Genomic DNA, 13700 nt, shown 5'->3' on the forward strand with positions numbered 1-13700 from the left:
AAGACTCATTCACTCAAGACCCACCCCGACAGGAGAACCATGACCAAGACGCTCTACGCCGAATTCACCGTCAAGCCCGGCAGTGAGACCCGGGTTGCCCAGATGATGCGCGAACTCACCGAGCAGGTGCGCAGCGAGCCCGGCAACCAGCTGTTCCTGCCGTACACCCGGGAAAACAATCCCCGGGAGTACTTCGTGTTCGAGGTGTACCAGGATGCGGCAGCCTTCCAGGAACACATCACGGCAGACTACGGCGCCCGGTTCAACGGAGAGCTCGCGGACCACATCGAGGAGGACGGCTCGGTGCTGACCTGGCTGCAGCCGGTCCACTAGGGCCAGATCCAGCGCCGTTTTCCGGCGCGAAGAAGGCCGGTGTCCGCAGGTTCTGCGGACACCGGCCTTCCGTGCGCCTGCCTTCTCCGACGCCCGGCCCTTTACTTTCCGTTCTTGGCCGGCACCTGCGCTGCCTTGAACATGGACTGGCTGAGCGGCGTGACAGACAGCGATTTCAGCCGGGCCGTTCCCCCTTCAGCGAATAGCGCCACCTGGTTGGCGCCCTGTTCCGGGAAGACCTGGTCCGTGATGGTCCGCAGGCCGTCCTGCGCGAATACCTCCACCGAGGACCTGTCGACGTAGATCCGCAGCGTCACGTAGCCGCTGGCATCCACGGCTACCGGTGCGGAGTCAACCGAGGCGAAGAGCGGATGGAAGTCCGTGCTGCCGGAATTGCTCCGGTCGACATACAGTTCTCCTGATGCCTTGTCGTACCCGATGACTGTGGACTTGCTGCCGTTCCCCAGCACCGTGATTCCGGCCTTGGCTGCTGTACCGGGGGCGAAGGTCACGTCGATCCGCTGGACATCGCCGGAGGCTGCAGGCGGCAGCACGTGCGTGCCGGCAGCGATGGTTCGGGCCCGCTTTTCGGCGTAGCTTTCCTTCCCGGCGAGGCCATCCACCTGCTGGACAGCCTTTTGCGTCAGCCGCGGACCGCTGGCCGTCTGCGTCAGGGCAACTTCGCGGGGCAGGGACATGGCGCTGCGCCATGGCGAGGTGGGAATGCTGTTGGCATAGTCCCAGTTGTTCATCCAGCCGAGCATGATGCGCTTGCTCTTCGGCATGTTGTTGAAGGACACGGACGCGTAGTAGTCCCGGCCGTAGTCCAGCCAGTCGTAGGTCTGCACCCGCGGCGTGGCAGGCCGTGGCGAGGCAACAAACTCGTCCGCCAGGATGTGGCCCCAGCCGAAGCGGTTGTTGTCCACCACCCGGATGCTGGCCTGCCGCCCCTTGAACTCGGAAACGTTCCACGACGCCCAGTCCAAAACCTCGCTGTTGGCGCCGGTGGCCGTCCTGACCACCTTGCCGTCCACCACGAGATTGACGGTGGTCTCATCGGAACGGGGCACGGCGGCCTGGTCCGTCAGCATGACATGGTCCAGGGTTAGGTGACCCCAGCCGCCGGTGGCCTGGTCCACGACCCGCAGCTGTGCCTGCTGGCCCGAGAATTCGGCCACGTCCCAGCCCTTCCAGTTCAGGGCGCCGGCGTCGTCACCGGCAAGGCTGCGCACCACGTTCCCGTTCACCAGGAGCTGGACTTCCAGCGTCTGCCCGGAGCCCGCCGTGCGGTGTCCGCCGCCCACCAGCATGCTCATGAAGTTCCGGTTCACCGTGAACGACGGCGACGTCAGGGTTCCCTGCCTGTCGTCGCCGGGCGCTCCTCCCGTATCGAACGTGTTGATCCGCTTGGCGCCGATATAGAAGTCGCCGCCGGAGGTTGCCGGCTGGAACGCCGGTGCCAGATCCCCGGTTCCCGTCCACCCGGCGTCAGCCAGAGTTGAGCCGTCCGCTACCTCAAAGCCGTTGAACAGCAGGTCCCCGGGCGGCGGGGTGTTGTCCAGCTTGTCCGAGACCCGCGGATGCTGTCCGCCGCCCACCAGGAAGTTGAGGTAATCGCTGTCCACGGTGAACTGCGGCGAGTTCATCGAGCCCACCGGCCAGTCGCCGTCGTTGAATGAATTGATCAGGCCGGCGCCGGCAAAGCCGGTGACGCCGTTCTGCCCGGCGAGGGTGCCGGCCGCGGGTGCTCCGGCGAACGGGCCGTCCTTCGAGTTGCCGGGTTCGTTGTTCACCGTCCAGCCGCTGTACGTGCCTTCGTTGAAGCCTGCCAGGGGAGTGCCCGCGGGCAGTGCGTCACTGGCCTTCGTGGTCTCCGACGTGAAGGTGGTGCCGTCGAAATTGCCCACGAAATACTGCCCGGCCGAGCCTCCCGCCACGCCTCCGGGATTGATGTTGACCACCATCACCCATTTGACGTTCGCGGGGTCGCCGTCGACCGCAAGCGGGAACAGGTCGGGACATTCCCAGAGCCCGCCCGTGGCATTCGCGGGGCCGAACTCGCTGAGCTGCGTCCAGTCCTTGAGGTTGCCGGACTTGTACAGCACCACCTTGTGCTCGGTGGCCTCGACGGCGGCCATCACCCAGTAGCCGCCTCCGCCGGGGGAGTCGTACCAAAACACCTTCGGGTCGCGGAAGTTCGCCGAGTTGCGGTTGAGCACCGGGTTGCCGCTGTACTTGGTCCAGGTCTTGCCCTCATCCAGGCTGTAGGCGAGGGATTGCGCCTGCAGCCCCTTGTAGGGCGAGGCGTCCTTATAGGCGCTGGTGAAGATCGCCACCATGGGCGGGTTCTCGGCCGTGCCCAGGCCGGAGGTGTTGTTCTTGTCCACCACGACGCTGCCGGAGAAGATGTCCTGCTGGTCGTCTGTGGGGATGGCCAGCGGCTGCTCGTTCCAGTGCACCAGGTCTGTTGAGGTGGCATGGCCCCAGGACATGTTGCCCCACTGGTTGCCGGACGGATTGTGCTGGTAGTAGAGGTGGTAGACGCCCTTGTAGAACACCATTCCGTTGGGATCATTCATCCAGTTCTGCTGCGGCGTGTAATGGTAAGCCGGCCGGAACTGCTCGTCGCCGGAGCTCCCGGCCGCCGTCGCTGTTCCTGCTCCGCCCAGTACCGCGGCCAGGCTGAGACCTCCCACGGTCAGTGCGGTACATAGCTGTAGTCTTCGGAATTTTCGCTGGTGCATAGTGCTGGTCTCGCCCTTCATCGCGCGTGCCTTCTGCCCTCCCCCTAATTGATGGGCGGGTAGACAACGTTGTCAGTGATTGGAACGCTAGGGGATGTCCACAAGACAAGTCAACGGATTCGACGCCCGCAGATAGTCCTGGTGTGCTAACCGCTTGAACCCTTGTGGGCCTGTGCCCGAGACGCCGCTGCCAGGCCCTGGTTGAGGTGCGCTGGCAAGGCGCCGTTGGCGGCAAGCCGCTGTAGCGGGCGCGCGAGACACCGTTGTCAGTCTCTAGTGAAGGTTGAGCGTCGCAGGCACCGAGCGCAGCCTTCAGTGTCGGAGTTCCCCGGATCACCGTTGCTAGGGTGGAATCATGAAACGCAGCCACCTCGCCATGACCATGATTCCTCTTGTTGTCCTGCTGGCGGGCTGCGCCCAGGCCGGGGAGGCAGCCCAGAACGCGGCGAGCTCGGCGGTGTCCCAGGCTGCCAACGCGGCGGCCGAACAGGTAAAGGGGCAGATCTGCACCATCGTCGAGGACGGCCTGGTCAGCGCCTCGGACAAGGCGGCACTCGCAGGCCTTGTGGCCGGTGCCGAGACCGCTGGCGTGCCAGCCGAAATCGCCGGGCCCCTCAAGGCGATCGCCCAGGCCGGCGACCAGGTTCCCAGCGATTCCGTCGATGATCTTCAGAAGGCCTGTGCTGCCGCTTGAGGCGTGGCCGCGGGAAGATCGTTAGCAGCAGATCACTATCAGGGCAGATCACCGCTCGGCCGATCGCCAGTAAGCACGACACCCGCCCGGGTTTCTGCCCGCGGCGCCCGGGACAGTCAACGCAGCCTGCAATAATCGGAACCAGCAGTTGCGGGGCGCTGAAAACGGCCGGCCGCGACGGGCAGCAGCGTTAGTTTCGGGCCGATTACAGCAGACGAGGCGGATATATGAAGGCTCCCAGCCAGCAGCACGCGACTTCCCCTGAAACATCTTCCCCTGATCCCTCTCCCTCTGAAACACCGGCGGGCACCGGAACGCCGGTAACCAACACGGCGGTCAAGCCCGAGCTGCTGCGCTGGCTGGCGGAGGCCTACGGCGTTGGCACGTCCTACCAGGGGTGGGACGGGCAGCCGCATGATGTAGCGGCCGAAACCTTGATCCGCGTCCTGGCGGCGCTGGGAGTCAACGCCCGCACTGACCAGCTCATCGAGCACGAACTGGCCGAGGCGGAACTGGCGCCCTGGCGCCGGATGCTGCCGCCCGCCGTCGTTGTTCAGGAGGGCACGCCGGAGCAGGTGAGCGTCCATGTCCCGCACGGTTCGCCCGTCCGCATGTGGGCCGTCACCGAGGACGGACGCGAGCTGGAGGCCGTCCAGGAGGACGTCTGGGTGGAACCCCGCGAGGTGGACGGCATACTGACCGGCCGGGCCACCTTCGCCGTGCCTCAAAACACGGGCCTGGGGTGGCATACCCTGCGTGCCGAGGCGGCCGGAGTGGTTGCCGAGGCCACGCTGGTGGTGACTCCCGCCCGGCTTTCCACGGCAGCCGACCTTGAACAACGCAGGGGCTGGGGGCTGGCGACGCAGCTGTACTCCGTCCGTTCCAAGCGGTCCTGGGGTGTGGGCGATTTTGCCGACCTCGCCGAGCTCGCAGCGGTGGCCGGAGCCCGCGGGGCCGACTACGTGCTGGTCAATCCGCTGCATGCGGCCGATCCCGTGCCGCCCCTGGAGCCGTCGCCGTATTCACCGTCGACCCGCCGGTTCTTCAACCCGCTGTACCTGCGGATCGAGGCCATTCCGGAACTGGCGTACCTGAAGCCGAAGAAGCAGTCGCTGGTCCACAGCCTCATGAAGCAGGCGCGGAAGCTGAACAGGGATGCCATCAGGCTTGACCGGGACAAGGTCTACTCCGCCAAGCTGGCCGCACTGGAGCTGATCTTTGGGGTGCGCCGTTCGCCGTCGCGGCAGCTCGCGTTTGAGGACTACTGCCGCCGGGCCGGCGCCGGCCTGGATGACTTCGCCCTTTGGTGCGCGATCCGTGAGGATCTCGACGCCGATGACCCGTTTTGGGCCGACCCAACGGCTGCGCTCGGGTCGCCTTTGGCGGAGAAGCTCAGGGGTGAGCTGGCCGAACGGATTGAGTTCCACCGCTGGCTGCAGTGGCTCTGCGACGAGCAGCTTGAATCCGCGCAGCAGGCGGCGCGCAACGCCGGCATGCGCCTGGGCGTGGTGAACGACCTTGCCGTCGGCGTGGACCTCCAGAGTTCCGATGCCTGGACGCTCCACGGCGTCCTCGCTCCCGGCGTCAGCGTCGGTGCACCGCCGGACATGTACAACCAGCTGGGGCAGGACTGGCACCAGCCGCCATGGCACCCCACCCGACTCGCCGAGGCCGGCTACAAGCCGTTCCGGGAGATGCTCGCAACGGTGCTGCGGCACTCCGGCGGCATCCGGGTGGACCACATCCTCGGCTTCTTCCGGCTCTGGTGGGTGCCGGAAGGGAACTCGCCAGCGGACGGCGCCTACGTCCGTTTCGACCACGACGCCATGATCGGCATCCTCGCTCTGGAGGCGCACCGTGCCGGCGCCGTGGTGATCGGCGAGGACCTGGGCACCTTCGAGCCGTGGGTCCGGGACTACCTCGCGGCCCGGGGCATCCTGGGCACCTCGATCCTGTGGTTTGAGAACGACGGCGACGCCCCGCTGCCGCCCGAACGGTACCGGCTGCAGGCGCTGTCCAGCGTGAACACGCACGACCTGCCGCCCACGGCCGGCTACCTCGCCGGCGACCACGTGACGCTCCGCAACGCGCTGGGGCTGCTGGAGCGTTCCGCGGAGGAGGAGCGCCTGGAGCACAATGCCAAGCTGGAGAAAATGATGGACCTGCTCCGGCAGCGCGGCCTCCTTTCGGCCAGCGACGCCGGCTCCGAGGAGGAGCGCATCGAGGCGCTGCACCGACTGCTCGCGCAGACCCCGTCCGTCCTTCTCGGGGTGGCCCTCGTGGACGCGGTGGGCGAACGGAGGGTTCAGAACCAGCCCGGGACCACCTCGGCCCAGTACCCCAACTGGCAGGTGCCGCTGGCTAACTCCGACGGGGACCCCGTGCTGATTGACAGCCTTGAGGGCGACGACAGGTTCAACTCCCTGCTCGCAGCGGTCGAGGAGGCCATGCGGGCCTGAGCCGGAGTCGCCCTGCGGGCCGTGAGCCCGGGGTTACTGCCCGGCTGGCAGTAGCCCCGGGCAACCTAGCCGGCCGTGATGACATGCGTGGTGTGGTTGTACCGGAAGGTGACCGGGCCGCCGTCGTGGTTCAGCACGATGTTGGAACCGTTCGGAGCGCCATCGTGGCCGTAGTTCTCATCCCAGGAACCGTTGATGGCCGCCTTGAATTCGTACTGCCCTGCCGGAAGGTCCGCCGTGAGTTTCCACAGGCGGTCAGCCGGATCAAAGGCCATGAACGCCGCCTCACACCCCGGCTGCCAATCATCCGGGCAGCCCATCTCGCTGTTCAGGCTTCCCGCCACGGTCACCGATTCGGGCTGTGGTGCGGCACCAACCACCACTGTCCGGAGGCTGCTCACCACGTCTGAGCCGCTGAGTTTTGCCCGGTACTGGACCTCGGTTCCGTCGGCGAGGTTCAGGGCGGCCAGGTCGTCGACCACCGAGTACGAGGGCGATGACGCATCTTCGGAGCCGACGGCTGTCCAGGGCCCGCCCGCCACGCTGCGCTCAAACCGCACCACGTAGCTGGCCTTCTCAGGGTCCGCGGTGGCAACCACTTCCACGTTCCCCTGGACGGTGCTGCCCTCGTCCGGCTGCTGGATGGTCAGCACCGGATCCGGCACCACAGCGGACCGGGAAGCGCTGACGGACGTACGGCCGGCGTTGTTCAGGACGACCGCCCGGTACTCCACGGCAGTGCCGGGGTTCAGCCCCGAGACATCGTGGAACACCCGGTACGGTGCGGTGTCATCGGTGCCCACGCGCCCCCACTTGCCGTCTGGCGTCCTGGCCTCAAAGGTGACCTCGTAGAGCGAGCTGCCGTCGACGTCGGCCGTCACCTGGATGCGGCCGTTATCCCGGGTGGAGGTGGCGGTAGCCGCGGCGGAAACGGGGGCCTGCAGCGCGACGGCGGGCGCCGTCTTCTCGCGGGGGATCCGGCCGGAGGACTGGTAGACGACGGCGGACAGCGGCGGCACCGTGACGGTCAGTTTGCCGTCGGCTGAGGTCTTGGAGTTTTCGGCGGCGTCGCCATAGATGAGGCTGTAATTGCGCTTGGCGATGTACGTGGGCACGGCGGCGGTCTGCGGTTCCTCGCTGTTGTTCAGCGCCACCACGTACTCGCGCTGGTCCTTGGCGTCCGTGCGGGAAAGGGCGTAGATGCCGGGCCCGTTCGAGGCGTACCGGTGCTGGTGGGCGCCGTCGCGCAGGGCAGGGTGCTCCTTGGTCAGCTCCGCGAGTTCACGGATCTTGGTGTAGAGGGGATGCCCGGTGTTGAAGTTGTCGGTGGCGTGCGTGGCGTCCGTGCCGAGCAGGTCGTCGTCGAGGTAGTCGGGCACCTTGCTGGCGAACAGCGTCTGGCGGGCGTCCTGGTCCCCGCCGGGCCCTGTGAAGCCCTGCTCGTCCCCGTAGTAGACCACCGGGTTTCCGCGGGAAAAGTACATGAGCTCATGGGCGAGTTCGTCACGGGCCACGCGTTCGGCGTCGTCCGCGTCCGGGTTGTCGGTGCTGATGAAGCTGCCGATCCGGCCCATGTCGTGGTTCCCCAGGAAAGTGGGCAGCTGGTAGACGTTGGAATCCGCATCGGTGTACCAGTCGTCGGCGGCGAAGAAGGTTTCCAGCTCTTTCGCGGTCTCACTTTTCGAGGCAAAATTCCGCGCCGCATCCTGGAACGGGAAGTCTAGGACCGCCTGCATCCTGTTGCGGGTAGTGAACTGCTCGTGTTGCTCTTGGAAGTATCGAAGACCTCGCCGAACATGAAGAACTCGTCCTTGCCGTAGGCCTTGGCGTAGGCGAGGACGTCGGGCCCGAACTGTTGCCAGAATTCGTCATTGACGTGCTTCATCGTGTCGATGCGGAACCCGTCCACGCCGAAGTCACGGATCCACGTCTCGTAGATGTCCGTCATGCCGGCCACGACCGTCGGGTGTTCGGTGAACAGGTCGTCAAGGCCGAAGAAGTCGCCATAGAAGGAGTTCTCGCCGGCAAAGGTGGTGTCGCCGCGGTTGTGGTAGAGCGTCGGGTCGTTGAGCCACGCCGGAACCTTGAGGTTCTGTTCCGTTGGATCAAGCACGGGCGTGTACGGGAAGGAGGTCCCGGCGTCGAGCTTGGGGAAGTCCGCGCGGCCGGCGAAGTCCCGGTCATCGAAGGCTTCGCCCGAGGCGGTGCGGTACGGCTCCTTGTCTTTGGAGACGTAGCCGGTGCGGGCGCCCTCCTTGTAGCCAATAACGTCCGCGGTGTGGTTGGTGATGATGTCGAAGTACACCTTCATACCGCGCGAGTGCGCCTCGCCGATCAGCGCTTTCAGTTCGGCGTTGGTGCCCAGGTGCGGATCGATCTGGGTGAAGTCCGTGACCCAGTAGCCGTGGTAGCCAGCGGAGTTGTCCTCGGGCTGGACCGCTTTGTTCTTGAAGCTCGGTGTCAACCAGATCGCCGTGGTTCCGAGCCCTTGGATGTAGTCGATCTTGTCCAGCAGGCCGTTCAGGTCTCCGCCGTTGTAGAAGCCCTTGCGGGTGGGGTCGAAGCCGGAGACCATCGGATCCGGCCCCAGGCCGCCCTGGTCGTTGCCGGCGTCGCCGTTGCTGAATCTGTCCGCCATGACGAAGTAGAAGTTCTCGCCGGTGACGGGCGTGCGGAGCGAATGGGCCCCTGTTCCCGGTTTAGTATCCGACGGCGGGCCCGGGGTTTTGGTGGCGGCTGCGGCTTGGGCGGGTGCCTTGGTTGGCAGGGCTGCCTGGGCGGGTACGGCCGACGCAGCCAGCAGGACGAGTGCGCTCGCCGCCGCCAGAGTTGTTCGGGCGGACTTGGTGGGAACGCCGGCGCGGCGCGGGGAATTCAGGCGGGGGACGGTGAGCATGTTGGACCTTCCGCAAAGCAACGCTGCTTGTCCGGGTGGGGATGCCCGGAATCCGTTGGGTGCCGACTCCTCCAAGGCAAGCCCATCCACCCGCCAGCTCCTGTGATGGAGCCGTATTGACGATGACTAATCTTGTATTGGTTTTGTCGATTGCCGTTTAGCTTGCCACAATCAGGGCCGTGGGGGAACCCGCCACGAGGCGGTGAAGGGGGCCCTGCGGAAGGCCGGTCTTGGAGTCCAGGCGGAAGGTGGTGATGTCGTGGGAGCGCTCATGGGCTACGTGAAGCCATTCGCCGTGGACGAGGTGGTGACGGGGCCAGTCGCCGCCACTGGAGAAGTCGCAGACCGGGCTAAGCAGACTGCCCTCCGCCGATGGCGTCAGTTCCAGCACGCTGATGCGGTTGGATCCCCGTACGCCGACGTAGGCGAAGCGCCCGTCCGCCGACAAGGCAATTTCGGCCGCAGAGTCCCCGTCCTTGGCGCCGTCGGAGGTAGCGGGACCCTGGCTGACCAGTTCGAGCTTTCCTGATGACGAGGCGGCCCGGGCCGCAAAGACCTCGATGGAATACTCGGAGACCACGAACACCGTTCCATCGGGGTGCTGCACCAGGTGGCGGGGACCGCTGTCCTTCGGAAGCACCACCTCGTGGTCCAGCGCCAGGCCCGTCGCGGGGACGTGGTTCCACACGCGGAGGAGGTCGTGGCCGAGGTCGGTGGTCATGATGCGGCCGTCTGCCAGTACCAGGCTGGCGTGGGCCCGGCTGGGGCGATCGTCCTGGTGCGGATCGCTGGATGGTGCCGCCGGAAGGCGGCGGGCGATGCCGCCGTCGTCCGCCAGTTCGTAGAGCAACACTTGGCCGTCGCCCCAGCAGGCAACGATCAGGAACTTGCCCTGCGGATCGACGGTGACGTGGCAGGCAGCTTCGCCTGCCGGCCAGGGCTTGCCGACGGCTTCGAGGCCGAACTCTCCTCGCCGCCGGTACGCCTGAACGGTTTTGGCGTTCTCGCCGACGGCATAAACCATGGGCAGTGACCGGTGCGCGGCAACGAACGACGGCGAGTCCGCCTTTGCGGCGGTACCGCGCCAGGTGAGCGTCCCTTCAGCGTTGGCCGAGACCGCCCCGATGCCGGCCCCGTGGCCGCTGCTGTCCGCAGTGTAGGAGCCGGTCCAGATGAGCGTGTGGTTTTCGCTGTGGGTCATCGTTCCATCCTGCCAATAATTGCCGGATTCGGCGTCGGATAACATGGATTTTTGCAGGCCCGGTTTGGGCACTGCACACGTTTGTAAATACGGGAGGTGAGAACAATTCACGCAATGCCAGCTTGGGTTCTTCCTGCCCGCCGCCGTACGGACCGCCAAGGCTAGTCGGACGTATGCACGGAGCGCCCATCATTCAACCGAAGGACGCATCCATGCCTGTTCAATCATCGTTTTCCCGCTCCACCGTCATCGGCAGGCTGCGCGCCGCGGGCTGTGTTTTTGCCGAAGACGAAGCGGACCTCCTCCTTTCCGCAGGCCTCGCCACCCATGAGCTGATCAATGCCATACAGCGGCGAGTCGAGGGGTTTCCGCTCGAGCATATTCTCGGCTGGGCAGAGTTTTGCGGCCTGCGGATCAGGGTCGGGGCCGGAGTATTTGTGCCGCGGCGCCGGACGGAGCTGCTGGTCCGCGAGGCAGCTGCACTCCTTGGCGTCGCGGGGGCAGAGCGATTGCCCTCCACCCCGCCAATTGTTGTTGACCTGTGCTGCGGCTCCGGAGCCGTAGGCACCGCATTGGCGGCAATGGTCCCGGGGATTGAGGTGCACGCTTCCGACCTCGACCCTGCCGCTGTGCGTTGTGCCCGCCTCAACGTCCTGCCAGTAGGCGGAGTTGTCCATGAGGGTGACCTGTACGCGGCGCTGCCTGCCCTGCTCCGAGGCACCGTTGACATGCTGGCGGTCAATGCGCCGTATGTACCCACTGCTTCCATCAGCAGCATGCCTCATGAGGCCCGAGTTCACGAGCCACGAGTGTCGCTCGACGGAGGGCCCGACGGCCTCGACATCCAGCGTCGGGTGATCGCGGAAGCGGGTGTCTGGCTCAGGCAGGGAGGGCATCTTCTTATCGAAACGAGCGGGCTGCAGGCTCCGCAAACAGCCGCGGCCATGGTCAGTGGGGGCTTGAACCCTCGAATCGCCAGGTCAGCCGAAATGGACGCGACAGCGGTGATTGGGAAGCTGCTGTAGCTCTGGAGGCGGCTGACACTCAGGGAGCGCCGCTGTTACTTCCGGCGCCCCAGCTCTGGCAACGGCAACCGCCACAATGGCAGGGCCCAGTTCGGAGACCCAATAAATGCAACGGGATAGCGGCCAGTGCCGGCCCCAAATCGAGGCGTCGTTACACGTCCGGGTCTGCCATTCGCCTCATGTTTTGTGGTGGTGGTTTTGTCGGGGTTGTTGGCGGGGATCGATGTGGGGTGGCGGGATGAACCAGGGGGTCCCGTTTTTGACGTGGATTTTCCACTGTTCCTTGTGGATCAGATGGTGGTGGTGGGTGCAGAGGAGGACGCCGTTGTCGGTGCCGGTGGGTCCGCCGCGGGACCAGTAGGTGATGTGGTGGGCTTCGCACCAGGGTGCGGGGATGGTGCAGTTGGGGAAGGCGCAGCCTTGGTCGCGGGCGGTGAGGGCTTTGCGGATGTGGGGCGGGAAGATCCGGGTGGTGCGGCCGATGTCGAGGATGCGTCCTTCGGAGCCGAGGAGGACGGGGATGATGTCGGCGTCGCAGGCGATTTTGCGGATGGTGGAGGCGGTGATGGGGCCGGTGTAGGTGAAGGTTCCGCTGCCGGTGGCCGTGCCGGAGAGGGGACTGTCGCGCCAGTTGATGCCGGGCCGGTTGATGCCAGGGAGGGCGGTGACGGGCTGCCGGGTGTTCGGGTGGGTGCCCGGCCCGGGTTGGGGTTCGCTGGTCTGCCGGGGGGTGTTTGTTGGCCGGGTGCTGTCTGTGGGCCGGGTGCCGGGGCGGTTTCCGTTGGTGACCATGGCTTGGGGGCGGAGTCCTCCGGTGGCGGGCAGGGTGCCGGCGGTGAGGGCTGCCTTGCAGCCGCCGACGAGGCCGTCGAGGCGTTGTTGGGCGAGGGTGCGGCGGTCCAGATCAGGTGCCGGGGTGGGGGCGTTGAACACGGCGTCCAGGTCGGCAGGGGCGCTGTCACTGTTGGCTGTGCTGTCAGTGTTGTCGCCGCTGTCAGGGCCTGTTTCCTCGTTGCCGCTGTCCTCGTTGACGGTGCCTTCTCCGCTGCTGTGGCTCGCGCAGGCAGTGGTGTTGGGTGTGGTGGTGCGGGGGTTGGTGGCGGTGTTCATGACGGTGGTGAGGACTTCGTATTGGTCGGTGGTGGCGCGGATTTCGAGGTGGTGGAGGCCGCCGCGTTTGTGGTGGAGGAAGACGCCTTGGCGGTGGCGGAGGTTTTCTTCGCTGGGTTCGGTGCCGTCCTGGTCGAGGGCGTCGATCCAGCGGTGGGCGATGCGGGTGAGGAAGTCGTGGTCGTTTTCGATCGCTGTCAGGGTGAGGTTGTGTTCCATCTGGGCGATGGTGTCGGGGTCGGGGATGTGGCGGACTTTGTCCAGGGCGGTGGTGATGATGGTTCCGGCGCGGGAGGCGATGATCCTGGCGGTGAGGGCGGCGGCGGTTTCTTCGTGTGCCGGTGGCATGGGCCGTCCGGTGAGGCCGGTGCGGGGGAGGGTGGCGCCGGCGAGGGCGAGGCGGCGGCGGGCTTCGGTGGAACTGATCTGGAGCCGGGTGCGGAGGAACTCGGCGGTGTTACGGGCCCCGTCATCGGCCGCGGACCACGTCACCGCACGCGCGCGGACCGCTGGCGTGGCGACAGCGGGTCCGGGTCCGGTGCCCCAGCCGGTGGTCCAGCCTGGCCGTGCGGCTGGCGGTCTCGGCGGCGTTGATGGCCTCGGTCCGCGTCCGGTCCACCGCGTCGGCGGCCTGGAGCTGGAGGTATTCGACCCGGCGGGAGAGTTCCTCGGCGAGCTCTGCGAAATCGGCCGCGTCGAGGAAGTTGGCTCCGGCCAGCTCGTCCGGTGCCGCAGTGGTCGCAGTGTCCAGCAGCGCCAGGGCCGCCTTCAAGTCAGGAGTGGCCGGCGCTGGCGACCCCAGCTCAGTAGCTGCCAGGTCAGGTGATACCGGGCCGGGAGTTCCCGAGCCAAGCGTCGCAGAACCGGCGGCCGGAACACTGCGAAGCCCGCGACCGCGCAGCAGAGCAGCCGCACTCAAGCCGGAGGCGTCAGTCCCGGCTGCGGTATCCGCTCGATGCTCCCCAATGGCTTCCATAGGAAAACTATCTCAACGGGCTCTGACATTTTTAGGGGTGACCGGGGGCACACCTGCGCCACTAAGCGCGCGGCAGCACCGCCGTCGGACGAAGATGTGTCTGCAACGGCGGTGCCGGATCCGGCAGAAGCCGGTCGCCCGGAAGCGGGGATGATATGCAGCAGGGCAGCACCCAGGCCGGGCACTGCTGCCCGGCCTGGCATACCGTCCGCGCCTTCCCTGATGGCTTCCATGGGAAAACATTGTCAAAGGGCTCTGACAT

Annotated in this window: 8 protein-coding genes and 1 pseudogene; 4 read left to right on the top strand and 5 right to left on the bottom strand. The window is 66.3% G+C overall.

Going from position 1 to position 13700, the window contains the following annotated elements:
* The first annotated feature begins 39 nt into the window (after positions 1-39).
* A complete protein-coding gene (locus tag QFZ33_RS02720; protein WP_307024625.1) occupies positions 40-333 on the top strand; it encodes a putative quinol monooxygenase in 294 nt (97 codons plus the stop codon).
* Positions 334-434: 101 nt separating this feature from the next.
* On the opposite strand, the gene QFZ33_RS02725 is transcribed toward QFZ33_RS02720, so the two are convergent.
* Entirely contained in the window at positions 435-3077 is a 2643-nt protein-coding gene (locus QFZ33_RS02725; protein ID WP_373427328.1) for a GH32 C-terminal domain-containing protein, read from the bottom strand.
* A gap of 355 nt (positions 3078-3432) precedes the next feature.
* Here QFZ33_RS02725 and QFZ33_RS02730 point away from each other — a divergent pair, with 355 nt between their 5' ends.
* Positions 3433-3771, top strand: a complete 339-nt coding sequence (locus QFZ33_RS02730; protein WP_307024629.1) for a hypothetical protein — start codon at positions 3433-3435, stop codon at positions 3769-3771.
* A gap of 227 nt (positions 3772-3998) precedes the next feature.
* Positions 3999-6230 (top strand): 4-alpha-glucanotransferase, encoded by a 2232-nt coding sequence (malQ, locus tag QFZ33_RS02735; protein WP_307024631.1) that lies wholly within the window; start codon positions 3999-4001, stop codon positions 6228-6230.
* Positions 6231-6295: 65 nt separating this feature from the next.
* On the opposite strand, the pseudogene QFZ33_RS02740 reads toward malQ, so the two are convergent.
* Positions 6296-9126: pseudogene (locus QFZ33_RS02740) on the bottom strand (alpha-amylase family glycosyl hydrolase).
* A gap of 157 nt (positions 9127-9283) precedes the next feature.
* Entirely contained in the window at positions 9284-10327 is a 1044-nt protein-coding gene (locus tag QFZ33_RS02745; protein WP_307024633.1) for a lactonase family protein, read from the bottom strand.
* Positions 10328-10539: 212 nt separating this feature from the next.
* Here QFZ33_RS02745 and QFZ33_RS02750 point away from each other — a divergent pair, with 212 nt between their 5' ends.
* Entirely contained in the window at positions 10540-11352 is an 813-nt protein-coding gene (locus QFZ33_RS02750) for a putative protein N(5)-glutamine methyltransferase (protein WP_307024635.1), read from the top strand.
* Positions 11353-11529: 177 nt separating this feature from the next.
* Here QFZ33_RS02750 and QFZ33_RS02755 read toward each other — a convergent pair whose 3' ends face one another.
* Together QFZ33_RS02755 and QFZ33_RS02760 are read right to left on the bottom strand one after the other, a co-directional pair.
* The gene (locus tag QFZ33_RS02755) at positions 11530-12954 is read right to left on the bottom strand and encodes an HNH endonuclease signature motif containing protein (RefSeq protein WP_307024636.1); all 1425 of its coding nucleotides are present in this window, start codon (positions 12952-12954) and stop codon (positions 11530-11532) included.
* Positions 12932-13438, bottom strand: coding sequence for a hypothetical protein (locus tag QFZ33_RS02760; protein ID WP_307024638.1), 507 nt, complete (start codon positions 13436-13438; stop codon positions 12932-12934). The genes QFZ33_RS02755 and QFZ33_RS02760 overlap by 23 nt, the downstream gene beginning before the upstream one ends.
* Between the last annotated feature and the right edge of the window lie 262 nt (positions 13439-13700).

Origin of the sequence: Arthrobacter globiformis, assembly GCF_030815865.1 — a bacterium.
GTDB lineage: Bacteria > Actinomycetota > Actinomycetes > Actinomycetales > Micrococcaceae > Arthrobacter > Arthrobacter globiformis_B.